This window comes from Burkholderia sp. WP9, from assembly GCF_900104795.1.
Classification (GTDB): domain Bacteria; phylum Pseudomonadota; class Gammaproteobacteria; order Burkholderiales; family Burkholderiaceae; genus Paraburkholderia.
On record NZ_FNTG01000005.1, the window covers coordinates 121,051 to 143,593 of the forward strand.

Genomic DNA, 22,543 nt, shown 5'->3' on the forward strand with positions numbered 1-22,543 from the left:
TGTTCAATAGGATTCTCACAAATGGCAACCGAGGCGACGTATTGCCATTTTCAACGCACAAATATTCATCGCGCCATAACGGAGATACCCACATGGATACATGCCTTCGAATCATATGCACAGCGGCTTTTGCGGTTGTCGCGAGCGTTGCGCACGCCGACACAACGCTTTACGTCGGGGGCTACGGCGGCTCAACCGAGAAGCTGTTTGACGAAAAGCTGATACCCCAGTTTGAGAGGAATGAAAAAGGGGTCAAAGTTGTCTATGTTGCCGGTAATTCGACTGACACTCTTGCCAAAGTGGCGGCGCAAAAGGGGCGGCAAGAGCTGTCCGTGGTGATCATCGACGACGGCCCGATGTATCAGGCTGTTGAACAGGGACTGTGCGCGCCGCTGGAGCAAACGGGACCGATCAAGGATTTGTATCCCCTCGCGCACATGGCGGGCGACCGTGCGGTTGGCATCGGCATGCTTGCGACAGGCCTCGTTTACAACAAGGCAGCCTTCGCCAAGCATGGATGGGTGCCGCCGACGTCCTGGAATGACCTGACTGATCCCAAGTATCGCGAGAAAGTGGTGGTCCCGCCCATCAGCAACGGCTATGGGTTGCTCACTCTGCTGATGATGGCGCGGTTGAATGGTGGCGGGGAAAACAACATTGATCCCGGCTTCCAGATCATGACCAATAAAGTGGCTCCCAACGTTCTGACGTGGGAACCCTCGCCCGGCAAGATGGCGCAGATGCTGCAGACTGGTGAGGCAACGTTAGCAGTCTGGGGCAACGGGCGCGTACAAGATGTCATCAATCAAGGGGCACCTCTCGCATTCGTCTATCCCAAGGAAGGGGCAGTGGCGCTGATGGCAGCCGCCTGCCCGATAGCTGGCGCACCTCAACCCGCATTAGCTCAGCGCTTCGTGCAATTTGTGGTTTCACCTGAAGCGCAAACGCTTCTGGCGACCGATGCTGGCTTCGGTCCCGTCAACAAGACAGTCACACTCCCTCCTGCGATTGCGGCAAAGGTCGTCTCAGGCCCTGAGAAAGTAAAGGCGCTAATCTCGCCGAACTACCAGGTTATCAACGCCAAGCGGGCCGAATGGACGGCGCGCTGGGATCGATCTGTCGAACGCTGAGACCTGAAATGAGCTATCTAAACCTTAACGGACTGGTCAAGAAATACGATGACTTCATCGCGGTCAAGGAATGCACGCTGTCTATCGAACGCGGTGAGTTCGTCTGCCTGCTTGGACCGTCCGGATGTGGCAAAACTACTACGCTGCAGATGCTTGCTGGCCTGGTAGCGCCAAGCTCGGGAAGAATCGTCCTTGATGGTGAGGACATCACCAACGTGAAACCCAGTGCTCGCGGCCTGGGTATCGTATTCCAGAGCTACGCGCTATTCCCGCACATGACGGTGAATGAAAACGTCAGCTTTGGGCTCGAAATGCGGCGCGTGTCTTCGTCGGAGCGTAAGCGACGCGTCAACGAAGCACTCGAACTGGTACACCTTTCAGATTTCGCGGAACGTTACCCAAAGGAGCTGTCTGGCGGGCAGCGTCAGCGCGTTGCAATGGCGCGTGCGTTGGTCATCGAGCCGCGCGTTCTTCTTCTCGACGAACCGATGGGCGCGTTGGATGCAAAACTGCGCGAGGACATGCAGGTGGAGTTGCGCGCGCTGCAACAGCGGCTAGGAATTACCACGTTGATGGTGACGCACGACCAGGCCGAGGCGATGACCTTAGCCGACCGTGTTGTTTTGATGAACAAGGGGCTGGTTCAACAGATCGCAAGTCCGTTCGAGATGTACGAGACGCCCAATGGTAGCTTCGTATCGAAATTCCTCGGCAAAGCCAACGTTTTCAAAGGGTTAAGCCGTAGAGGGGTGGTCGAACTCAATGGTCGTATGTTGCCGTGTCCGGTCGACTCTCCTGAGGGCGAAGTCGACTACATCGTCCGTCCTGAAAAAATACGTGAGACGGGTTCAGGAGATGGAGCGTTTACTACTGGCATGGTGATTGGCCGTCTTTTCCTTGGCAATCACTGGCTGTTGACTGCGGAGACGCCTTTCGGGCCGATCCAGTACGCCCAAATTAACAGTGGGACGTTACCGTCGGCCGAAGGAGCAACCGTCGCACTTTCATGGGACTGCGAGCACGTACGCGTCGTGGCAAGGAGTGCAGCCTGATGGGAACCGCGCGCAATTCACTTCCTTACACCTTGTCCAGTCCGGCTGCGCTCGTGATGCTGGCGTTCGTGGCGGTCCCGCTGGTTCTCACGTTGTCGCAGAGCCTATACGGCACCCTTGGCAACGGTGTCGCACATCTGTCGTTCATGCAGTATCGGGAAGTGTTCGGAGACACGTATTACCGGAACATCTACCTCCGCACGTTTGAGCTTTCGGTAGTGGTCACGTTCATCTGCATTCTGATTGGCGTTCCGGAAGCATATGTCCTTAGCCGCCTCTCACAAAGATGGCGCGCGTTGTCCATGTTCGTGGTGCTTGGCCCGCTCCTTATGTCCGTGGTCGTTCGAACTTTGGGCTGGGCTGTGCTGTTGGGTAGTGACGGTATCATTAATTCGACGCTTCTTCGGCTCGGCCTCATAGACGAGCCGATCAGGATGATGTTCACGTTCACCGGAATCGTCATAGCTCTCGTGCATGTACTGGTGCCTTTTATGGTGTTGGCCGTATGGACATCACTTCAAAAGGCCGACTTGTCTACGGAACAGGCGGCGGAGACGCTCGGCGCCTCACCTTTGACTATTCTGCGGAGAATCGTCTTCCCGCAGGTAATCCCCGGTGTTCTTTCCGGCGGTCTCATCGTGTTTGCGCTAACTGCAAGCGCGTTTGCGACCCCAGCCATTATTGGCGGACGCCGCCTTAAGGTCGTCCCGACCACCATCTACGACGAGATTCTGAGCAACCTTAACTGGCCACTCGGCACTGCGCTCGCCGTGGTGCTGATGGTGGCCGTGCTTTTGGTCTCCATCGGAGTCGGACGTTACGTCGAAAATCGATACAAACAGGTGTTCTGATGCGTCGAACTCCCGCGTTCCTTCTTGTGTTTCACGTGCTTTTCGCGATTTTTATGGTCGCGCCTATCGCCACAGTGATTCTTGTTGCATTTACCGACAAGGGCTACGTATCCATGCCTTTCGATGGAGCGTCGCTACGTTGGTTTCGGGCCATCTTGGACGCACAGGACTTTATCGACGCGTTCGAACGCAGCTTGGGCTTGGCAGCAAGCGCTGCAACATTTGCGACGTTATTGGCCATCCCGGCTGGTCTGGCAATAGCGTGGTTTCGCTTCTGGGGACGGGAACTCGTGATGAGCTTGCTACTTTCCCCACTAATGATTCCAAACGTGGTTCTAGGCATCGCTTTGCTGCGATTCTTCACGCAGATGAACGTGTCCGGGTCTATGTCGACGCTGGTGTTAGCTCACACCCTCATCGTCTTACCGTACGCATTGCGCCTGGTGGTCGCGTCGGCGGCAGGGTTTGATCGCTCGGTGACTTACGCTGCGCAAACACTTGGTGCTTCAGGCTGGACAGCCTTTCGCCGAATCGAACTTCCGCTCATTGTGTCGGGCGTCGCGGGTGGTTGGTTGATCGCTTTCATCAGCAGTTTCGATGAGCTAACAATGTCCATCTTCGTGTCATCGGCCTCAACAGTTACCCTTCCAGTGCGAATGTATAACTACATCTCGAACACAATTGACCCGCTGCTGGCATCTGTGTCGACGGTACTTATCGTGATCACCCTTTTGTTGATGCTCTTGCTCGACAGATTCTTCGGTCTAGACCGCGTACTTTCTGGAAAAGTATGAAAACGGACAACTTCACTGACTTTCTTGTAACAAGCAGCGGAGTCGCTTCCGTCTCGGCATCGCCGACGATCGGCACGGCTCTGCGGATCGTCCTGCGTGAGCGCATGGCCGGACTGAACCACATTATGATCGGAGAAGCCCCATGACAGTCTCACGCATCGCCAGCCCCGGCGTACTCGCGGATGTGATCGTTGTAGGCGGCGGCATCGTCGGATCTGCAGTCGCCTACGGGCTTGCCCGCGAAGGCGCGCGGGTGACCGTGCTTGACGACGATGACGGCAGCTTTCGCGCCTCACGCGGTAACTTCGGCCTGGTATGGATTCAGGGCAAGGGATACGGCCTGTCGCCTTACGCGCGTTGGTCGCGCAATTCGGCGATGTGCTGGCCGGAATTGGCCCAGGCGCTGCTAAGCGAAGCAAATGTTGACGTTGCCCTGAAGCAGCCAGGCGGCTTTCACTTCTGCTTCAATGACGATGAACTCGCTGAACGCGAGAAGCGCATGTCGACGCTCAGGGTCGAACTCGGCGATTACGCCTATGAGATGCTCGACGCTGCCGAAGTGCGTCAGCGCATTCCGCAAATAGGGCCCGCCGTGATCGGCGCGAGCTACACGCCGATGGATGGCCATGTCAATCCGTTGAAGCTGCTGCGCGGCCTACACACCGCGATGGAGAAGCGCGGTGTCCGGCTTGTACCGGGGGAGCGTGCGGAGCGCATTGTGCCGGAGGCGGGCAGCTTCACGGTGCACGGGAGGCGCGATGTGCATCGCGCAGCGCGCGTTGTGCTTGCCGCTGGGCTCGGCAATCGGGAGCTCGCGCCTTTCGTCGGACTGCATGCGCCCGTCACGCCGAATCGCGGGCAGGTGCTGGTAAGCGAGCGGGTCGCTCCGTTTCTCCACTACCCTACGCTTAACGTGCGCCAGACCGATGAAGGCACCGTGCAGTTCGGCGATTCAATGGAAGAAGTCGGCTTTGACGATTTCACGACGACACACGTCCTCGCCGACATCGCCCGGCGAGGCGTCCGCGCCTTTCCGATGCTGAGCCAGGTGCGGCTCGTGCGCATGTGGGCGGCGCTGCGCGTTCTGAGCCCCGACGGCTTCCCGATATACGACGAATCCGAGGCGCATCCCGGCGCGTTCGTCGTTACGTGTCATAGCGGCATAACGCTGGCCGCCGCGCATGCGACGCGAATAGCTCCGTGGATTCTCGGCTCACCGATGCCGGAGGAATTGAAGACCTTCTCCGTCCGTCGCTTTGAGCATGCCAAAGATCTGACTCCCGCACACTGAGTTCGACATGACATCGCAATTGACCCATACGCTTTTCCAGCCGTTGCTGGACTCCGAAAGCGCCAATATCGACATCTGGTTCAATGACAAGCGGCTTGTCGTGCCCAGCAATCGCTCGGTCGCAGCCGCGTTGCTAGCCGCGGGCGTGTCGCGCTTTCGCGCGACACCGGTCTCGGGTGCCTCGCGCGCGCCGTTCTGCATGATGGGTGCGTGCTTCGAATGCCTCGTTGAAATCGACGGCGTTCCGAGCCGCCAGAGTTGTTTGGTCGAAGTAAAGGCAGGTATGCACATCCGATCGCAGGAAGGCGCTCGCGACGTGCCACCTATGAATGTGTCCGATGCCTCTGGGGAGAACGTCCATGGCCGCTGATTTTGCAACCGAAGCGGTAGACGTGGTTGTGGTCGGCGCCGGGCCGGCGGGTATGAGCGCGGCAACGCGTACCGCCCGCGCAGGCCTTAAGACGGTCCTTATTGATGAACAAGACGCCGCGGGTGGTCAGATCTATCGAGCGATTGGCCGTGCCAACGCACGTCGCAAGGAAATTCTAGGCCCAGATTACGCAGCGGGCGCCGCGATCTTCGATGCATTCGCTGCATCGGGCGCACGGCACGTGACGAACGCGAGCGTGTGGCAAGTCACGCGCGAACGTAGCATCCACTATCTGAAAGATGGCAAGGTCGGCAGCTTTGACGCGAAGCGCATAATTCTCGCCAGCGGCGCGTTGGAGCGTCCTTTTCCGATTCCGGGCTGGACGTTGCCCGGTGTACTGACGGCAGGCGCGGCGCAAATTCTCCTCAAGAGCGCGGGCGAAGTGCCCGCCGCACCTCCCGTGCTAGTCGGTTGCGGGCCGCTGCTATATCTGCTCGGCTGGCAATATGTGCGCGCCGGCGTGCCGATCAGGGCACTCGTCGATACGACCCGTCACGAAGACCGCTGGCGCGCAAAGCGTCATATGCTGTCGGCGCTGCGCGCGTGGTCATTCATCAGCAAGGGCCTCCAACTGATTCGCACGCTGCGTGACGCGGGCGTACCCATGTTCGAAGCCGCCGACGATCTTCGCATTGAATCGAGCACGGATGCAGACGGCCTCGAGCGCGCGGTGGCCCTACACTTTACGATGAAGGGCAACGCGCATCGCATCGGAGCAGACGTGATCCTTCTGCATCAGGGCGTGGTGCCGAATACGCAGTTCACGCAGGCGCTGCGCGCGTCGCATCGCTGGGACGATGCGCAACTTTGCTTTACGCCGAAAGTCGACGCTTGGGGCGAATTGGATGTACCAGGAATCTTCGTCGCGGGCGATGGGGCAGGCATTGGTGGCGCGCAGGCGGCAGCCTTGCAGGGGACTCTCGCGGGCCTTGCGGTCGCGGGTCAATTGGGTGCGATCGACACTGCAAAGCGCGATGCCGAAGCCGCCGTACATCGACGCGAGCTTACCAGTGTTATGCGCATCCGGCCGTTTCTTGACAGCCTCTATCGCCCACGCGACGTCAACCGCGTTCCTCACGACGAAACTATTGTGTGCCGTTGCGAAGAGGTCACTGCGGGCCAAGTTCGCAAGTTCGTCGAATTGGGCTGTGTCGGACCCAATCAGGCGAAGTCGTTCGGGCGGTGCGGCATGGGTCCGTGCCAAGGACGCATGTGCGGCCTGACGGTGACGGAAGTGATTGCCGATGCGCGCCACGTGTCGCCCGCTGAAGTCGGCTATTACCGCATTCGTCCACCAATCAAGCCCCTCACACTTGGAGAACTCGCTGGTGAGTGAAGCGAGCTACATTCAGGAAGCCGACGCACTAGTGGTCGGCGGTGGGCTGCACGGTATGAGCAGCGCGTTCCATATGGCGCGCCGCCGCGCGAAGGTAATTCTGCTCGAGGCCGATTACGTCGCGCGTCACGCGTCGGGCGTGAATGCGGGGGGCGTGCGCACGCTGGGCCGCCCTCTTCCTGAGATTCCTATCGCGCTAATGTCGCGCGAAATCTGGCACAGCATGCCCGCTCTTTTGGGCGATGACGGCGGCTTTGTGCCCTCGGGGCAACTCAGGATCGCTGAAACCGACGACGAACTTGAACAGTGCCGCGCGCGCGTCGCACTGCTCGAATCGGATGGTTTTACGCACGAGAAGGTGATCGACCGCACGACCTTGCTCGAATTGGAACCGGCGCTCGCAAGCCATGTCACGGGTGGCATCTGGGTCGAACGCGACGGCTATGCGCTGCCATATCGGACGACCACTGCGTTCAGGCTTGCCGCGCAGCGTCTCGGTGCGCGTATTCTCGAAGACACGCCAGTGCGCCGCATTGAGCAGCGCGGCACTCGCTGGTTCGCCATGACGCCCCACGGCGCGTTTAGCGCGGAAAAGCTGCTCGTCACTGCGGGCGCGTGGTCTGGTGAGCTGGCAAAGCAGGTCGGGGAGCCTGTGCCCATGCATCCCGACGGACTGGTGCTTATGGTCACGCATCGCGTTGCGCCATTCTGCCGCGCGACGCTCGGTGCCACCGGACGGCCGCTCTCGCTCAAGCAGTTCGACAACGGCACAGTGGTAATCGGTGGCAAGCTGATCGCAATCGCAGATCTTGCGAATCGTCACGCCGAAGTGGATTTCATTCGCTTGGGGAAAAGCGCGCAGACCGTCACCGACCTGTTTCCGCATCTGCGCAATGTCGGCGTCAACCGTGCATGGGCCGGCATCGAAGCCTTCACCGACGACGAATTGCCGGTGATTTCCGCGAGCCGCAAAGCCTCGAACCTCTGTTACTCGTTCGGCTATTCCGCAAGCGGCTTTCAGCTTGGCCCGGGCTGCGGCAAGCTCGTGTCCGAACTGATGCTCGACGGCACTCCATCAATTTCGCTTGATCCATTCGCCATCGATCGCTTCGAGCGCAATGCGGCGTGTTCAGTCACGAACGCTTCCCATCCCATGACTCACTAACCGCTCGTATTTTCGCCATGCGCCTAATGGCCACGGCCTTGTTTGTTATCAACCGGAGAAAACTCAATGAGCAATATCGTTCGCATCGACACAAATCAACGCATGAGCCGCGTCGTCAAAGCCGGCGGTCTTGTATTCGTCGGCGGTCAGATCTCTGACGATCACACGTCCGATGTGAAAGCGCAGACAACGAAGGTGCTGGAGAAGATCGACGGCTTTCTGGAGAGGGCCGGCATTGACAAGACACGCCTCGTCTCTGCGCAGGTATGGCTCGACGATATCGCTCGCGATTTTGCAGGTATGAACGAGGTGTGGGATGCATGGGTTCCACAAGGCTGTGCGCCCGCGCGGGCAACAGTCCAGGCCAAGCTTGGGGCACCTGGAGTGCTTGTTGAGATCGCAGTGGTGGCAGCGCAAGACAGCTAACGCCAATGCATCAGGCCAATAGCTCATGCGGCCCGGTGGCCGACTCGTTCAGTGACTCCGTTTTTGAGTGACGAGGTGCGCTCGAGGTCGATCGGCCGGGCGCGATCGTGACGACGAACGTTGGCTGCCTGAAGCACCCGGACAGCACCGGCCGCACGCCCGTGACACACTGGATCCAAATTGTCGATACCTTACTGCCCCCCGATCAGGAGAAACTCTGAGATGCAGATGAAACCCGCACTCGGCCTCGCCGACGCGAGCCGAATCCTCGAAGCCGCACGCGCCGAAGCCGAGCGTAACGGCTGGGCCGTCGCGATTGCAGTCGTCGACGACGGCGGCCACCCGCTCGCGCTCGCACGCCTGGACGGCACTGCGCCGGTGAGCTCATGCATTGCGATGGAAAAGGCGCGCACGTCGGCGCTTGGCCGCCGCGAGTCGCGGCTTTATGAGGAGATGATCAACGGTGGGCGCACCGCGTTCCTGAGCGCGCCGCTCGTGGCCGCGCTCGAAGGCGGGGTGCCGGTCATGGTTGATGGCCAGGTCGCCGGTGCCGTTGGCGTGTCGGGCGTCAAGTCCGATCAGGATGCACAGATCGCCAAAGCGGGCATCCAGAGCATCGCCGCCTGAGCCGCAGTAGGTCCAGTTGAGACAGTAACTCGATGTGCGCGTTTCTGCGTAGCGTTTCGCTCTGACGCCTCTCGGGTCGCTTCCTTGAGAAGACAGCAGGCCCTTGGCAAGTTCGACCGGGCGACTGGCTGAGGTCGCTTCGAAAGCGGTCTTCGCGAGTCGCCAGCCCAATTGGCCGCTCCGGGTCGGTCCATGCCTTTCGCATATCTGCTGCGATCAGCGATCTGCGGGGCTCGCGTTGGCCCGGGTTCGGCCATCTGCGGCCGTTCGACATCGTGTTCACTTGGTCATTTAGGCGACCGCTCCGCTCACACAGCGGACCTTCATGGTCGGGTCGGGTAGGACGTCATGTGCCGGGTGACCAAGATCGCTTCAGATGCCCTGTGGCCGGTGCTTCGGCTCTCCGCAAAACCTGAAAAGCGACAAAGCGCACAGGTTTCATCTTCGCGCAGCAGCACGCCGAGGGCGCACAGCGTATGTCTGAAGGAACGTAGATCGAGCAAGGCCTCCAGGCCAATGTGATCAATGAAGTAGTTGACGAGGAGTAACGGTCCCCGGCACTCGCTGTGCAGGGAGAAGCGAGCCTTGGGCGAAGAAGGTTCTTACGGGCAGAACATTCTTCCACTATGTCAGCATAGGACTACTAGTTTTCAATGCTAGATTCGATGCCATTACACCCCATAAGCGTATTTTCAGCGTTAGTTGCTCATGCTACGCGGCGGCCCGGAGGCGCATTTCGCCCGCCGAACTGAGAACAAAAGTCACGCCAAATTGTGTTCGCGACCTGCGGAACGTGAGTCTTGCTACTTCATAGGTATCCGTGCGCGTCGGCCATCGGCCGCATATTCGGTCCCTCCTATGAGCGCGGCCGCGTGACACCTCGGAATCCTCGACCGCCTTGTCATCATGCTTTGCTTAACACGCTTTTGCGTCCTCCAGGAACCCATTGCGAGCTTTCGCTTGGTATCGCATTGCCGCGCCAGCACCTACTTGATCGGCGACGGCAATGGTACGACTCGTCCGAATTCGACATAGTAGTACGCCAATTCCCGACCTCGGGAGTCGCCACGCTCGCGTCTTTCTTTACAACATCGCCAAAAGCTCCGAACCACCGACTGTCAGGCTGCGCGAGTCGAACAAGGAGATAATCGCCGAATCGCGTTGGCGCGAGATCAGGCGATTGAGCACGTGCAGCGTCGAGACAGCCATCATTTTCGCAGCTATCGCCGCGACAGATGGGCTGGCCGGCTTGCGAAAAGTCGCTGTCTTCGTAAGGTCGGCGTTGATGAGGCTCACTGGCGCAAACGGCGTGAGATGCTGCGTGAAATAGGTGCGGTCCGACAGCGGCAAATCCTTGATGATTGTTACGCTCTGATCGGCGGGCTTTAGTGTCTCGGGACCGAAAGCGGCGAAGTACTTGCTAAGATAATCATTCTCCGTCGCGGACGCGATGGCCGCGCCGGGGTCGAGCCGCTTAGCCGTCGATTGTGCTACAAGTCCTTCAGAAATCGCTCAGCGCGATACAACTTTCCTTGACGTGCCAGCCAACGAAGCGAATGCCGCCGCTCTCCGGAACAGACGTCTAAGAAGGAATGATCCGCTCCTGCTTCAATTTATCGAAGAGCGCGAAAAACGCATCCGGTGTGCTCTGGTAATCGAGGAACCCGGCTTTGCGACTTTTGCTCATGTCGGTCAGAACCTCCATCGGACGTCCGAGGTCGGCATCCGTATGCCACCAGGACACGAGCCTGTCGATGCTGCTTTCCTTCAACCGATAACGGCCCGCGATTTCCGACCATTGTCTGCTCGCTTCCTGCATGCGATGCTCGAGCGGACGTGTCTCACCGTCGAAAGGCGCAGGCTCGATGCCGAAATACTGCGCCAGCTGCGACCACATCCATTTCCACCGGAACACGTCGCCATTGACGACGTTGAAGTCCTCGTTGCGCGCGTTGGGCGACGTGGATGCCCATTCGAGATGCCGCGCGAGCAGGCGCGCGTCGGTCATATCCGTGAGGCTGTTCCATTGCGCGGCCGAACCGGGAAACACGAACGGCTGCCCCGTCTCCTTGCACAGCGTCGCATACACGGCGAGCGTGACGCCCATGTTCATCGCATTGCCGAGCGCGAAGCCGATGATCGTATGCGGCCGATGCACGCTCCAGCTGAAGTCATATCGACGCGCTGCTTCGAACAGCCGGTCTTCCTGCTCGTAGTAGAAATTGTCGACAGGCTGGCGGCCCTGTTCCTCGCGAAACGGTGTGAGCGGGACACTGCCTTGTGCATACGCTTCGAAAGGCCCGAGGTAGTGCTTGAGCCCTGTGACCAGCGCTGCGTGTTCGAGCGTGCCGGAAGGGCCGAGCGCGTCCAGCACGTGACGGACCATTGCGCCGTTCACTTCGATATTCTCGCGTTCGGTTGCCTGTCGCGACCATGCGGTAAAGAACACGTGGCTGAAATGGTGCCCTTGCAGTGCGTCGGCAACCGATTTCGCGGAAGTCAGATCGGCGGTGACGGCTTCGATTCCATCGGGCGCTGCCGTGCGGCCGCGCGAGAGACCCGTGACGTTCCAGCCTCCGGATGCGAGTAAATGTTGCACGAGATTGCCGCCGACGATGCCCGTCGCGCCAATGATGAGTGTCCGTTTGTCCATGTAAGGTAAATATCGAAAGTAGCAGTGTTGGCAGGAAGAATCTGCGGATGCGCGCTTGGCCGCGGGAAGCGGACTATACGCTCTCGAAAGTCCGGCCGTCGGGCCGTATGCCGTCGAAAGCACACGTCAGCAAGCGATGTACCGCTTCATACGAGAGCGGCCTCGGGTTGTAATAGGGAGCCTGCATCGCTGCCGTGGCGGCAGCGTGAATGTCGGTTGCGCGAAAGCCTAGCGCTTCGAGCGAGCCTGGCGCGTGCAACGCGTGGACGAGGTCGTGAAGCGCGGCAGCGGGCTCCCGCGTATCGAGTGCCTTGCACAGCCGTTCATGCGCCGCCGGGGCGGACGGCAGATTGAACGCCATCGAGTAAGGCAGGATCACCGCATGCGTTTCCGCGTGCGGCAGATTGAACATGCCGCCAAGCGTATGGCATAGCTTGTGATGCAATGCCATACCGACGGTGCCGAGCACCGTTCCGCACAGCCAGGCACCGTACTGAGCGGCTTCGCGTGCGGCGATATCGTCCGGCTGCTCGACGATGCGGGGCAACGCGTTCGCGAGACTGCGAATGCCTTCTTCCGCAAATAGCGACATCACGGGATTGGCGTCTTGCGCATAAAGTCCTTCGGCGGCATGCGCGATGGCGTTGAGTCCGCTCGTTGCCGACAGCGCTGCCGGCAAGGTCAGCGTGAGGCACGCGTCGTAGATCACGGTGCGCGGCAGCACGCGATAGCTCTTGCCTGTCTTTTTCTCACTGGCTGACGTCATGCCATAGATAGGTGTGACTTCGGAGCCGGCGTACGTAGTCGGAATCGCGAGGATCGGCAACGAGGTTTCGAGCGCGATGGCTTTCGCGAGCCCGAGTGTCGATCCACCGCCCGCTGCGATCAGTCCATCTGCGCCCGCTGCGAGTGCCGCCGCGACCCCTTTCTGCACGGTTTCGACGGGCACGTGCATCACGGCCCGATCGAACACGTCCGCGCAGTGCGGGCCCGCGAGCTTGCGCACACGGTCGGCGAGAAAGCGCTGCTCCGGCGTGCAGAGCACGAGCGCGCGGCGGATGCACAGTTCGTCCAGTTCATCCGCGAGGCGCTCGATCGCTCCCGTGCCAAAGACGATGCGGCCGGGCCGGCTGGTGTAGGTGAAGGCAATCATGAGGATGGGCTCAGGACGAAGTCGAATGAGAGCGTGCTGAATGGCGTCGCCATCACCGTACCGTCGGGCGCCGTGCCACGCTCGTAGCGAGTCCAGGGCGCAATCAGTGACGAACGTACGCCGAATACGGCGTCCGAGTCGAGGTAACGATCGCCCTCGCGGAAAACGTGCGTGACGAGCCGTTCATAGCCGGGCGCCGTAATCATGAAATGCAGATGCGCCGGGCGCCACGGATGACGCCCCAGCGCTTCGAGCATGCGTCCCACGGGACCATCGTGCGGAATCGGATAGGACTCCGCCACGATCGAGCGAAAGTGATAGCGTCCATCGGCAAGGCTGTGCAGCACGCCTCTTGCGCGATGCGTGTCGGCGTCGCTGGTCTGGACATCGTAGAAGCCGTCGGCGTCCGCCTGCCAGACTTCGATGCGCGCGCCGCTCACCGGCTCGCCGTCCTGGCCGCGCACGACACCCGACACGAAGCAGGGTTCGCCGCGCGCGCCGTTGGCGACGTCGTCGCCGTTGCGGTATTCGGGCGCATTGTCGACGAAGAACGGGCCGAAGACGGTCGCTTCCGTGCAGCCGTTGGGCTTGCGATGCGCCATTGTCGTCACGAGCATCGACAGGCCCAGCGTATCCGACAGCAGAATGAATTCCTGGCGGCGGTCGTCGGTGATATGACCGACATCGGTCAGAAAGCGGATGCCGGCTTCCCATTCGCGCTCGGTCAGGCCCAATTCGCGGGCGAAGGCGTGCAAATGGCGCACGAGGCTCGTGACGATCGTCTTGAGCCGCTCATCGCGCGCGTGTTCGTGGCGTGCAAGAACGGCATCCGTGATGGTGGTCTCGTCGAGGTTTCGCATTGATCGAATCCGTTGATATGACTAGCGGTTGTCGACGCGCTTGAGGAACGGTCGGATATCGACGGTGCGCCAGATTCCCGCCTTGTTGAACGGGTCGTTGCTGTTGAAGCGCATCACGTCGCCGAGCTCATCCGCTTCGTAGAGAAAGAAACTGCCGATCATCGTTTGCTGATCGCCTGCCAGCAGCGGGCCCGACATGACCATCCTGACGGGCGAGGTGGCCAGATAAGCCTTGTGCTCTTCGTAATGGGCAAGACGGCGTTCGACCATGTTGTCATGGTCGAGGCAGTAGACGGTGTAGTGCATCGCAACTCCTGAATGAAGTGAGAAAAGAATTCAGCGGCAAATCCCGGCTTGCGCTTCGACAGCGCGCACGATGGAGAAGAAGTCCAGATCCGCGCCGTCGCCCTCTGCGTAGCGCGCGAACTGCTCGCGCACGAGCGCCGCGGCTGTCATCGGTACGCCGGCCTGCGCGCCCGCGTCGACCACGAGCGACATGTCCTTGAGCATTTGCCGCGATGAAAAGGCCGGGGAAAAGTCGCGCTTCTTCAGCGGATCGAGTTTGTATTTGACGAGCGGGGAGGCCGCGACGCTATCGCCGATCACTTCCAGCATCTCGGCCCAGTCGAGGCCGCCCTTTGTGCCGAGCGTCAGCGCTTCAGCCAGCAGCACAGCCGTCGAGCCGACCAGATGGTTGATGGCGAGCTTCAGATAACGTGCCTGCTGATCCTCGCCGACGTAGTACTGGCGCGCGGATATCGCCTGGAAGACGGGCAACGCGCGGCCGTACGCGCCTTGCGGGCCGGATGCGAACACAGTGAGCTGCGCCTTGTCGGCAAGGACGGTGCTGCCCGACACGGGCGCGCAGATATAGCCCATTCCGCGCTTGCGCGCCGCGTCGCGAACTTCGCCCGACGCCCTGGGCGAGACCGTGCTCATGTCGACATAGACGGCGCCGTCGTGTGCGTTTTCGATTACGCCGTGTGCGCCGAGCGCGATCTTACGCAAGACGGCATCGTCGGGGATGATCGAGAACACGAGCGGGGCCGAACGCGCGATGCTGGCGAGATCCTCGGCGCGGCGCGCGCCGAGTCGAACGGCTTCTTCGACGCGCGCTGCGTCGACGTCATACACGGTCACGTCGAATCCTGCGGCGAGCAGATTGCGCACGATCGGCGTGCCCATCTTGCCGAGGCCGATCCAGCCGATCGGTTGTGCGTAGTGTTTCTCTTGCGTTTGCGGCATGTCGTCACCGTACTTGGGGATTGATGAGAATCTTCATCTTGTCGCTGCCTTTGTCGCTCAGCACGTCGAAGCCTTTTTCGACGACATCGTCGGCATCGATCAGATCGTGGATGAGCTTTTCAACCGGAAACTTGCCGTTCGCGATCATGCCGATGATGCGCGGCCAGATCGTAACGGGGTAACACCACGTTCCTTCGATTCGAATGTCCTTCAGCGACCATTTCATCGGATCGACGCTTGCAGTGCCGACGTGCAGACCTGCCTGGACCACGGCGCCCGCCGAACGCACGGCATCGACGCAGGCGTTCAGCGCATGCTGGTTGCCCGCGCATTCGATCGCGACATCGACGCCCACGCCTTCCGTCAAATCGCGAATCTTTTGCGGCAGGTCGCCGTCGGATGGATCGAAGATTTCAGTCGTGACGCCGAAGCCGGCCATCTTCGCGGCGCGCGCCGCATTGGGTTCGCTGACGAAGATCTTCGTGGCGCCCGCTGCGTGACAGGCAAGGGCAGCAAGCACGCCAATCGGGCCCGCCCCTGTAATCAGCACCGTCGAGCCCACCGTGACGCCGCCACGGTCCACGGCATACAGTGCGACGGCAGCTGGCTCGATCAGCGCACCCTGCTTGTCGCTGACGGTGTCGGGCAGGCGGTTCGCGTGATAGTCGTTGAGCACTGTGTATTCGGCCATACCGCCGCCGTCCCAACTGAGCCCGACGCAACCCATCTTCGTGCAGAGATGGCGCATGCCGCGCGCGCAGTAATAGCACTGGCCACACGACGCGAGCGGCATCACCGAGATACGGTCGCCGCGCTGCACGTTCTTCACGTCCTTGCCGACTTCGATGACCTCCGCACTGAACTCATGACCCAGAACCTGAGGCGCTTTTGCTCCCGTCAATGCATGCGGCTCGGTCGGCACGACGATGGGACCCGCCTGATACTCGTGCAGATCGGTGCCGCAGATGCCGCACCACAGCGGTTTGACGATCATTTGGCTCGCGCCCATGCTCGTCGGGTCGGGTACGTTCTCGACCCGGATATCGTGCGCACAGTGAAAACGCACTGCTCTCATATTCGACTCCTTGGTTGGACGGGCCATTTCGAATGGCCTCGTATGGATCTGGAAGATTCAGCGTTGCCGGCGGCTCACGTAGCACGCGGATGCGCCGATGATGATGACGCCCTTGACAATGATCTGCGCCTGTACGGGCATGCCGATCAGCAGCACGATGTTGAAGACGATGACGAGAATGGCTGCACCCGCGAGGCCGCCCAGCAGCGAGCCGCGGCCGCCGGAAAGCGCGAGCCCGCCCATCACGGCGGCGACGATCGAATCGAGTTCGAAGCCGCGCCCCACCCAGTTGTCGACGATGCCGACATAGCCCGACAGGATCAGTCCTGCCAGCCCCGCAAGCAGCGCACTGATCACGTAACACGCGATACGCACCGTGTCGGGACTCACGCCGACCAGCCTCGCGGCCACGGCGTTACCGCCCACCATATACACGCGCCGTCCGAACGTGGACAGATGCAGCAGCGTGCCGAATACGATCGTGCACACGAGCAGCAACAGCACGTTGACGGGCACCGCCGCGATCGAGCCTGTTCCCATCACGTGAAAGAGCGGTGGTACGTTGCCGGAAGGCGCGCCCTGCGTGTAGGCGAAGCGCAGCCCGTCGAGCACGACGGCGGTGGCGAACGTCGCGAGAAACGGCGACACCTGACGCTTCGTGACAAGCAGGCCGTTGAGCAACCCGGCACCGATGCACAGCACGAGCGTGACGCCAAAGACGGCTGGGGCTGAATGGTTCGTGTCGTCGAACGCAGTGGCGATCACGGCCGCCGTCGCCATCACGGAGGCAACGGACAGATCGAGTCCGCCCACGAGAATCACGAAAACCTGGCCAATCACGACGATGCCGAGCGGCGCGAACTGCACCAGCATGTTGACGACGTTATCGGCGCGAAGGAAAGTGGGCGACCACGCGCCCGAAAGCGCAATCAGCGCCACGAGAAACAGATAGATGCCGTAGCGCTGTACGACACGCAGCGACAGCGTGCGCACCGGTGCGGCGTCGCTGCGCGGAGCAACCGAGTTCATGCGAGCCTCCGTTTTTGCTGGACGTTGACACAGACGGCCGCGATGATCGCGATGCCCTGCACGATGAGCTGATACTGGGACGGCACGCCGGCAAAGTTGATCAGATTGTTGAGCATGCTGAGCAGATACACGCCGAGCAACGTGCCGACGACACCGCCGCGCCCCCCGCTCAGAATCGTGCCGCCGACGACCACGGGCGTTATCGATGCAAGCGTGTAGTTGGCGCCAAGATACGGTTGACCTGAGCCGAACTGGGCGGCGAGATAAACGCCCGTGAGGCCGGCGCAGAGCGACGAGAACGTGTAGACGGGTAGGATCACCCGTTCGCGTGGAATGCCCGAGAGCGTTGCCGCGTTTTCGTCGTCGCCGACGAGATAGACGTACCGGCCGAGGCGCGTATTGCGCATGAAGTACGACACGCCGGCATAAAGAAGCAGCACGACGGTGGCGGTGACGGGCACGTTGGCGTAGCGGCCGTAAGCCAACGCGTCGAAGCCGTCCGGCACACTGCCTGCGGGGCCGTTCGCGTAGTACAGGATGCCGCCCTGCAGTATGGCGCCCATACCCAGCGTGATGATCAGCGGATGCACGCGCAGCCAGAGCACGAGCAGGCCGTTGGCCAGTCCCACCGCCACGGACAACGCAATCGCGACCGAAATCGCCATGCCCCATCCGCCTTGTGTCGCATCGGAGATGCCGGATGTGAGCGTGGCTGTCACGCTGATCAGCGAACCCACGGACAGATCGATGCCGCCTGTCAGAACGGCGAGCGTCTGTCCGAGCGCGACGAGCGCAAGGCCCGTCGCCTGCTGGTGGACGTTCAGCAGATTGGACAGCGTCGAAAAACGGTCGTTGACGTGTGTGCCCGTGACAAACAGCACCGCGATCAGCACTGCGACGATGAATGGCGCTGCGTTCGGCGACACATGGCGTCTAATGAGCGTACGCATGAGCGCCTCCCGTCTGCGTGAGCTGCGTGCCACCCGTTGCGAGCACCATGATGTCGTGCTCGGTCATCTGCTGGCCGCTGACTTCGCCCGCGATACGCCCTTCGCGCATCACCAGCACGCGGTCGGACATACCGATTACTTCCTGCAACTCGGAACTGATCATCAGGATGCCGAGGCCGCGATTCGTCAGCTCGCGCATCAGGCGATAGATTTCTGCCTTCGCGCCGATGTCGACACCGCGGGTCGGTTCGTCGAGAATCAGAACGCTGGTGCACACGCGTACCCATCGGCTGATGAGTACCTTCTGCTGGTTGCCCCCCGACAGCGTCGCGACGCTGCCCGCAGGCCGCGCGCCTGCGATGCCGTATTCGCGGATTGCATCCGCACCTGCCGCGTGCTCTTCTTTTGCTCTCAGCAATCCAAAACGGGACACGCGCCGCAGGGTAGTCGCCGTGACGTTCTGCGCGACGTTCAGGTACATCAGCAAGCCTTCGGATTTACGGTCTTCCGTGACAAAGCCGAGACCGAGGCGGATCGCCGTTGCCGGCGTCATACGCGTATGGCGCGCGCCACGCACTTCGACCGTGCCGCGCGCGGGCAGCGCGCCGAACACGCCGGACGCGAGTTCGGTGCGGCCCGAGCCGACCATACCGGCGAGCCCAACGATTTCGCCCGCGCGCACGCAGAGCGAAGCATCGACTACCCGATTGCCGACCTGCAGACCTTCGACGTTCATCAGCACCGTGCCGCCCGGGGCCAGCGTGGACTTTGGCGGATAGATGTCTTTCATTTCGCGGCCGACCATCATGCGCACGAGCTCGGCGCGTGTCGTTTCCGACACGGCTTGAGTGCCGATCTTGCGGCCGTCCTTCATGACGGTCACGCGGTCGCACAGTTCGAAGATTTCATCCAGCCGGTGCGAGATGTAGATAATCGCGACGCCGCGCGCGCGCAGCACGCGCAGCCTTTCGAACAGCAGCTGCACCTCCTTGCCGGCGATAACCGCCGTCGGTTCGTCGAGGATGAGGACGCGTATTTCGCTCGCCATCGCCTTTGCGATCTCGACCATCTGCTGGCTCGCGACAGAGAGCGCGCCGACCCGCTCGCGCGGATCGAGTTGTACGCCGAGTTCTTGTAGCAACGTGGCGGCGCGTTCGTTCATCGTGCGGTGGTCGATCGTGCCGAGCCGTGTGCGAGGCTCGATCCCCGCGAAGATGTTCTGCGCGACGCTCGACTGCGGAAACAGCACGAGTTCCTGATAGATGATGTGAACGCCGTGCGCCTTTGCGTCTGCGGGGGACTTCCACGCGACGGGCTGACCGTCGAAGCACAATGTGCCCTCGTCCGGCAGATACGCGCCAGCGAGCACTTTCATCAGTGTCGATTTGCCGGCGCCATTTTCGCCGACCAGTGCGTGAATTTCGCCGCCGCGCACGCCGAAGCTCACGTCATCGAGGCTCTTGACGCCAGGGAACTGCTTGACGATGCCGCTGACCTGGATGACGTCGGGCGGTGGCGCGACGCCATCACCTGAAATACCGGATATGTGCGCGTTCATTTCTCACCCGGCAGCTTAATCTTGAACGTCGACGGGTTGTAATCCGCTCCCATGCCGCCGTCGATGATCTTGTCAGGCGGGCCCTTCGCATCGACCACCTGATCGATGTACTGGTCGGGATGCGGCACCGATGCCGTCTCGTCGCCGCGCGTCAGCGCGATCTGCGGGCTGATCTCATAGATCTTCGGCAACGGTTGACCCTGCAGCACCTTGAGCGCGACATCGAGCGACGTGCCGCCCATCGAAGGCGGATAGCCGATTTCGAGCATCGGAATCTTGTACTTCAACGCCAATTGCAGCGGACCGTTGAGGTCGGCTGTCGTGTGCGGCGGAATTTCACCGGGCTTGAAGCCTGCCGCAAGGAACGCCTCGATCGAGCCCGCGACGGGCAAGCCATGCGCGCACCATACGGCGTTGATGGTGTGCCCGTACTTTGCGATCATCGCCTGCATCTGCTGCTTGGCCTTCACGGGGCTCCAGTCGGAGTAGACCGTGTCGAGCACCTTGATGCCGGGGTATTGCGAGAACACTTCGTGCGCGGCAGCTTCACGGTCGGCGCTGACGCTGGAGCCCGCCTGGCCCGCCAGCATGATGACGTTGCCCTTGCCGTGCAGCTTCTCGACGATCCATTGCGCCCACACGCGGCCCATCATCGCATCGGAACCCGTCACGAACGATACGAAGTTATCCGATGAAATGCGCCGGTCGACCATCACGACGGGAATGCCCTGTTTCATCGCACGCGTGACGACGGGGTCGAGCGCCTTTTGCGTGTTCGCACTGACGATCAGCAGGTCCACGCCTCGCGAGATCAGGTCCTGAATGTCGGCGGCCTGTTTGGCGTCGTCCATGTTCCCGTTGGTGATCAGCAATTGCTTGATCTGGTCGGGATGCTCGGCCGCGGCTTTCATCAGCGAGTGCTGCATCACGACGCGCCAGCTGTCGCCGAGTCCCGCATTCGAAAAGCCGATCACGTAAGGCGGTTTCTTCTTGAACTTCGCGGTATCGGAGAACGGAATCTGCACCGCGGGATTGAACAGGAAGGTGCGCGCCGCGCCGGTGTAGTCTGCGCGCGCGGCACACGAAGCCGTCAGGATGAATGCCGCAGCGGCGAATACGCTTGCACGGTGAAAGCGAGTCGAACGACGCATGAATGTCTCCGTAAATGTTTTGATATCCGTCGGAAGACGCGCGCGTCGCCGTCCCTGCTTTTCAACGCGCCTAGCCGTCACATGCACCGGTAGTGGTTCTATAATCTGGCGTTACCGATGCTGGACACAGCGTGCTTCCCGACGGCGCCAATGTGGCATGGTTGACGGAGCGCATCAAGCAATTGCTATTACTAGTAATGGCAGTAACAGGGAAAGCAGAAGGAGGCTGGACATGGAGAAACAGCAGCGCCTGAACGAACTGGCCGATTTTCTGAGGACGCGCCGCGCACGTCTTCGACCTGAGGACATCGACTTTCCGAGTGGCACCCGCCGCAAGACACCGGGCCTGCGCCGTGAAGAAGTGGCCGAACGCGCCGGTATCAGCGTGACCTGGTATGCGTGGCTCGAGCAGGGCAGGGAAGTGAATGTGTCGTTCAAGACGATCGAAAGCCTCGCCAATGCGCTGAAGCTTTCGCCGCACGAGCGCACGCATCTGTTTGAGCTGGCCAATCACTACACGCCGGCTGGCCCCTATCCGATTGCACAGAACGTGACGGATACGGTTCGGCGCATGCTCGATCAGCTTGGCAACATGCCGGCGTATGTCGTCGACGGCAACTGGAACTATGTGACCTGGAACGAAGCAGCTGTACGCGTGTTCACCGACTTTCGCAAGATGCCTGCGGGCCGCTGCAATCTGCTGTGGTTCACGTTTCAGCAAGACGGCGCGCGTGCGCTCTTTCAGGGCTGGGACGCCTACGCGAAATGCGTGTTGGCGCAGTTTCGCGGCGACTACATTCTTCGGCCTTCCGGTGAGGTTTTTTTGCGCGATCTCGTCGAAGAACTGAGCGATACGGATGCTGACTTCTGCCGCTGGTGGGCGGAACACGAAGTGCTCAAGCGCAGCGACTGGCGCAAGGTGATCGAGCATCCGGTAGCAGGGCTGCTCGAGTTGGATGCGCTATCGCTGGAAGTGCCCGATGCGCCGGGGATGCGCATCATGGTCTACACGCCCGCGCCGTCGACGGATACTGCCCAGCGTATCGAGGCGCTGATGAAAGCCAGCAATGCGGCTGCAATTCCCGTTCAAGCCGCTACGGTACTCGATACATTTCGAAAGTCGCGGGTTTCGAAAACAGGGCGCGGCGGATGATCTTCGAAACCAATCTTTATTGCCCTTTTTTTCGCATTCGCTAGCGCCACGCAGCGATCGCTCGAACGGCTTTAAAACGCCCGCACCCGTCGATGCCCGACGCGCGGATGTCGCTCCCAGAGGGCTCCATCGACGAGCCCCCGTCCTTTACGAAGTGGCCGGCTCAGGGCTGCTTGCTCCACAGATCGTCAATCGCGCGGATCGCCAGCAGATATCCGTTTGCTCCTGCCCCGCAGATTACCGCCGTGGCCGCGACCGAGATGGTGGAGTGACGATATTCTTCCGAGCGCGCGTGGATGTTGGTGATATGCAATTCCACGACCGGCCGCCTGACGAGCTTGACTGCATCGAGCACGGGAATTCGACCGAACGAAAAGCCGGCCGGATTGATGATCAGTGCGGCATCCTGAAGAAACGCTTCCTGAATCCAGTCAATCAGGTCGCTTTCGCTGTTGGTCTGACGGAATACGCAGTCGAACCTGAGCGCATCGGCGAGTGTCAGGCAGCTCTGTTCGATGTCCGCAAGCGTGGTGGTGCCATAGATGTGTGGCTCCCTGACGCCGAGCATGTTCAGGTTCGAACCATTGAGGATATAAAGTTTGCGAGTCATGGCT

General features: G+C 60.9%; 24 protein-coding genes. 12 read left to right on the top strand and 12 right to left on the bottom strand.

From position 1 onward, the window contains the following. Window positions 1-92: 92 nt before the first annotated feature. The 11 genes from BLW71_RS40110 to BLW71_RS40155 all read left to right on the top strand — a co-directional run bounded on the left by BLW71_RS40110 (window position 93) and on the right by BLW71_RS40155 (window position 9,102). Window positions 93-1,130, top strand: a complete 1,038-nt coding sequence (locus tag BLW71_RS40110; RefSeq protein ID WP_091810323.1) for an ABC transporter substrate-binding protein — start codon at window positions 93-95, stop codon at window positions 1,128-1,130. An 8-nt stretch (window positions 1,131-1,138) separates the two neighbouring features. Further along, entirely contained in the window at window positions 1,139-2,182 is a 1,044-nt protein-coding gene (locus tag BLW71_RS40115; RefSeq protein ID WP_091810325.1) for an ABC transporter ATP-binding protein, read from the top strand. Then, window positions 2,182-3,033 carry an ABC transporter permease gene (locus tag BLW71_RS40120; RefSeq protein WP_091810327.1) on the top strand — a complete coding sequence of 284 codons (852 nt, stop codon included), beginning with the start codon at window positions 2,182-2,184 and terminating at the stop codon, window positions 3,031-3,033. The genes BLW71_RS40115 and BLW71_RS40120 overlap by 1 nt, the downstream gene beginning before the upstream one ends. Continuing rightward, the gene (locus tag BLW71_RS40125) at window positions 3,033-3,827 is read left to right on the top strand and encodes an ABC transporter permease (RefSeq protein ID WP_091810329.1); all 795 of its coding nucleotides are present in this window, start codon (window positions 3,033-3,035) and stop codon (window positions 3,825-3,827) included. Before BLW71_RS40120 ends, BLW71_RS40125 begins: the two co-directional genes overlap by 1 nt. Further along, window positions 3,824-3,973, top strand: coding sequence for a hypothetical protein (locus BLW71_RS41955; protein WP_177205250.1), 150 nt, complete (start codon window positions 3,824-3,826; stop codon window positions 3,971-3,973). Before BLW71_RS40125 ends, BLW71_RS41955 begins: the two co-directional genes overlap by 4 nt. After that, entirely contained in the window at window positions 3,970-5,118 is a 1,149-nt protein-coding gene (locus BLW71_RS40130; protein ID WP_091810331.1) for an NAD(P)/FAD-dependent oxidoreductase, read from the top strand. The genes BLW71_RS41955 and BLW71_RS40130 overlap by 4 nt, the downstream gene beginning before the upstream one ends. 7 nt (window positions 5,119-5,125) lie before the next feature. Next, complete coding sequence (locus tag BLW71_RS40135) at window positions 5,126-5,488, top strand: (2Fe-2S)-binding protein (RefSeq protein WP_091810333.1); 363 nt, start codon at window positions 5,126-5,128, stop codon at window positions 5,486-5,488. Then, entirely contained in the window at window positions 5,478-6,884 is a 1,407-nt protein-coding gene (locus tag BLW71_RS40140; RefSeq protein ID WP_091810335.1) for an FAD/NAD(P)-dependent oxidoreductase, read from the top strand. Before BLW71_RS40135 ends, BLW71_RS40140 begins: the two co-directional genes overlap by 11 nt. After that, complete coding sequence (locus BLW71_RS40145; protein WP_091810337.1) at window positions 6,877-8,049, top strand: NAD(P)/FAD-dependent oxidoreductase; 1,173 nt, start codon at window positions 6,877-6,879, stop codon at window positions 8,047-8,049. The genes BLW71_RS40140 and BLW71_RS40145 overlap by 8 nt, the downstream gene beginning before the upstream one ends. A 66-nt stretch (window positions 8,050-8,115) precedes the next feature. Continuing rightward, window positions 8,116-8,475: a RidA family protein gene (locus tag BLW71_RS40150; protein WP_091810339.1), complete on the top strand. Its 360-nt coding sequence runs from the start codon at window positions 8,116-8,118 to the stop codon at window positions 8,473-8,475. A 222-nt stretch (window positions 8,476-8,697) separates the two neighbouring features. After that, window positions 8,698-9,102, top strand: a complete 405-nt coding sequence (locus tag BLW71_RS40155; protein ID WP_091810341.1) for a GlcG/HbpS family heme-binding protein — start codon at window positions 8,698-8,700, stop codon at window positions 9,100-9,102. A 1,083-nt stretch (window positions 9,103-10,185) separates the two neighbouring features. Here the strand turns inward: BLW71_RS40155 and BLW71_RS40160 are convergent. The 11 genes from BLW71_RS40160 to BLW71_RS40210 all read right to left on the bottom strand — a co-directional run bounded on the left by BLW71_RS40160 (window position 10,186) and on the right by BLW71_RS40210 (window position 20,776). Then, window positions 10,186-10,452 carry a hypothetical protein gene (locus BLW71_RS40160; RefSeq protein ID WP_091810344.1) on the bottom strand — a complete coding sequence of 89 codons (267 nt, stop codon included), beginning with the start codon at window positions 10,450-10,452 and terminating at the stop codon, window positions 10,186-10,188. A gap of 232 nt (window positions 10,453-10,684) precedes the next feature. Continuing rightward, on the bottom strand, window positions 10,685-11,755 hold the full coding sequence (locus BLW71_RS40165; RefSeq protein ID WP_091810346.1) for an SDR family oxidoreductase: 1,071 nt from the start codon (window positions 11,753-11,755) through the stop codon (window positions 10,685-10,687). A 73-nt stretch (window positions 11,756-11,828) separates the two neighbouring features. Continuing rightward, window positions 11,829-12,908: a maleylacetate reductase gene (locus BLW71_RS40170; protein ID WP_091810348.1), complete on the bottom strand. Its 1,080-nt coding sequence runs from the start codon at window positions 12,906-12,908 to the stop codon at window positions 11,829-11,831. Beyond that, a complete protein-coding gene (locus tag BLW71_RS40175) occupies window positions 12,905-13,768 on the bottom strand; it encodes an intradiol ring-cleavage dioxygenase (RefSeq protein ID WP_091810350.1) in 864 nt (287 codons plus the stop codon). Before BLW71_RS40175 ends, BLW71_RS40170 begins: the two co-directional genes overlap by 4 nt. 21 nt (window positions 13,769-13,789) lie before the next feature. Continuing rightward, on the bottom strand, window positions 13,790-14,074 hold the full coding sequence (locus BLW71_RS40180) for a YciI family protein (RefSeq protein WP_091810352.1): 285 nt from the start codon (window positions 14,072-14,074) through the stop codon (window positions 13,790-13,792). 30 nt (window positions 14,075-14,104) lie between these two features. Beyond that, window positions 14,105-15,013, bottom strand: a complete 909-nt coding sequence (locus BLW71_RS40185; protein ID WP_091810354.1) for an NAD(P)-dependent oxidoreductase — start codon at window positions 15,011-15,013, stop codon at window positions 14,105-14,107. A 4-nt stretch (window positions 15,014-15,017) separates the two neighbouring features. Further along, window positions 15,018-16,088, bottom strand: a complete 1,071-nt coding sequence (locus BLW71_RS40190) for a 2,3-butanediol dehydrogenase (protein WP_091810356.1) — start codon at window positions 16,086-16,088, stop codon at window positions 15,018-15,020. Window positions 16,089-16,145: 57 nt separating this feature from the next. Further along, a complete protein-coding gene (locus BLW71_RS40195) occupies window positions 16,146-17,117 on the bottom strand; it encodes an ABC transporter permease (RefSeq protein ID WP_091810358.1) in 972 nt (323 codons plus the stop codon). Continuing rightward, window positions 17,114-18,067, bottom strand: coding sequence for an ABC transporter permease (locus BLW71_RS40200; RefSeq protein WP_091810360.1), 954 nt, complete (start codon window positions 18,065-18,067; stop codon window positions 17,114-17,116). The genes BLW71_RS40195 and BLW71_RS40200 overlap by 4 nt, the downstream gene beginning before the upstream one ends. Beyond that, window positions 18,051-19,625, bottom strand: coding sequence for a sugar ABC transporter ATP-binding protein (locus BLW71_RS40205; RefSeq protein WP_091810362.1), 1,575 nt, complete (start codon window positions 19,623-19,625; stop codon window positions 18,051-18,053). The genes BLW71_RS40200 and BLW71_RS40205 overlap by 17 nt, the downstream gene beginning before the upstream one ends. After that, on the bottom strand, window positions 19,622-20,776 hold the full coding sequence (locus BLW71_RS40210) for an ABC transporter substrate-binding protein (RefSeq protein ID WP_054922732.1): 1,155 nt from the start codon (window positions 20,774-20,776) through the stop codon (window positions 19,622-19,624). Before BLW71_RS40210 ends, BLW71_RS40205 begins: the two co-directional genes overlap by 4 nt. A gap of 157 nt (window positions 20,777-20,933) precedes the next feature. Between BLW71_RS40210 and BLW71_RS40215 the strand changes: the two genes are divergently transcribed. After that, on the top strand, window positions 20,934-21,929 hold the full coding sequence (locus tag BLW71_RS40215) for a helix-turn-helix transcriptional regulator (protein WP_286162295.1): 996 nt from the start codon (window positions 20,934-20,936) through the stop codon (window positions 21,927-21,929). Between the two features lie 163 nt (window positions 21,930-22,092). Here the strand turns inward: BLW71_RS40215 and BLW71_RS40220 are convergent, their stop codons facing one another. Next, window positions 22,093-22,539: a type II 3-dehydroquinate dehydratase gene (locus BLW71_RS40220; protein ID WP_091810366.1), complete on the bottom strand. Its 447-nt coding sequence runs from the start codon at window positions 22,537-22,539 to the stop codon at window positions 22,093-22,095. Between the last annotated feature and the right edge of the window lie 4 nt (window positions 22,540-22,543).

Coding starts and splice junctions, on each gene's coding strand:
- BLW71_RS40140 (WP_091810335.1), top strand. CDS start 5,478: ATGGCCGCTGATTTTGCAACCGAAGCGGTAGACGTGGTTGTGGTCGGC.
- BLW71_RS40195 (WP_091810358.1), bottom strand. CDS start 17,117: ATGAACTCGGTTGCTCCGCGCAGCGACGCCGCACCGGTGCGCACGCTG.
- BLW71_RS40120 (WP_091810327.1), top strand. CDS start 2,182: ATGGGAACCGCGCGCAATTCACTTCCTTACACCTTGTCCAGTCCGGCT.
- BLW71_RS40110 (WP_091810323.1), top strand. CDS start 93: ATGGATACATGCCTTCGAATCATATGCACAGCGGCTTTTGCGGTTGTC.
- BLW71_RS41955 (WP_177205250.1), top strand. CDS start 3,824: ATGAAAACGGACAACTTCACTGACTTTCTTGTAACAAGCAGCGGAGTC.
- BLW71_RS40130 (WP_091810331.1), top strand. CDS start 3,970: ATGACAGTCTCACGCATCGCCAGCCCCGGCGTACTCGCGGATGTGATC.
- BLW71_RS40205 (WP_091810362.1), bottom strand. CDS start 19,625: ATGAACGCGCACATATCCGGTATTTCAGGTGATGGCGTCGCGCCACCG.
- BLW71_RS40165 (WP_091810346.1), bottom strand. CDS start 11,755: ATGGACAAACGGACACTCATCATTGGCGCGACGGGCATCGTCGGCGGC.
- BLW71_RS40155 (WP_091810341.1), top strand. CDS start 8,698: ATGCAGATGAAACCCGCACTCGGCCTCGCCGACGCGAGCCGAATCCTC.
- BLW71_RS40170 (WP_091810348.1), bottom strand. CDS start 12,908: ATGATTGCCTTCACCTACACCAGCCGGCCCGGCCGCATCGTCTTTGGC.
- BLW71_RS40125 (WP_091810329.1), top strand. CDS start 3,033: ATGCGTCGAACTCCCGCGTTCCTTCTTGTGTTTCACGTGCTTTTCGCG.
- BLW71_RS40180 (WP_091810352.1), bottom strand. CDS start 14,074: ATGCACTACACCGTCTACTGCCTCGACCATGACAACATGGTCGAACGC.
- BLW71_RS40185 (WP_091810354.1), bottom strand. CDS start 15,013: ATGCCGCAAACGCAAGAGAAACACTACGCACAACCGATCGGCTGGATC.
- BLW71_RS40115 (WP_091810325.1), top strand. CDS start 1,139: ATGAGCTATCTAAACCTTAACGGACTGGTCAAGAAATACGATGACTTC.
- BLW71_RS40150 (WP_091810339.1), top strand. CDS start 8,116: ATGAGCAATATCGTTCGCATCGACACAAATCAACGCATGAGCCGCGTC.
- BLW71_RS40215 (WP_286162295.1), top strand. CDS start 20,934: ATGGTTGACGGAGCGCATCAAGCAATTGCTATTACTAGTAATGGCAGT.
- BLW71_RS40210 (WP_054922732.1), bottom strand. CDS start 20,776: ATGCGTCGTTCGACTCGCTTTCACCGTGCAAGCGTATTCGCCGCTGCG.
- BLW71_RS40135 (WP_091810333.1), top strand. CDS start 5,126: ATGACATCGCAATTGACCCATACGCTTTTCCAGCCGTTGCTGGACTCC.
- BLW71_RS40175 (WP_091810350.1), bottom strand. CDS start 13,768: ATGCGAAACCTCGACGAGACCACCATCACGGATGCCGTTCTTGCACGC.
- BLW71_RS40200 (WP_091810360.1), bottom strand. CDS start 18,067: ATGCGTACGCTCATTAGACGCCATGTGTCGCCGAACGCAGCGCCATTC.
- BLW71_RS40220 (WP_091810366.1), bottom strand. CDS start 22,539: ATGACTCGCAAACTTTATATCCTCAATGGTTCGAACCTGAACATGCTC.
- BLW71_RS40190 (WP_091810356.1), bottom strand. CDS start 16,088: ATGAGAGCAGTGCGTTTTCACTGTGCGCACGATATCCGGGTCGAGAAC.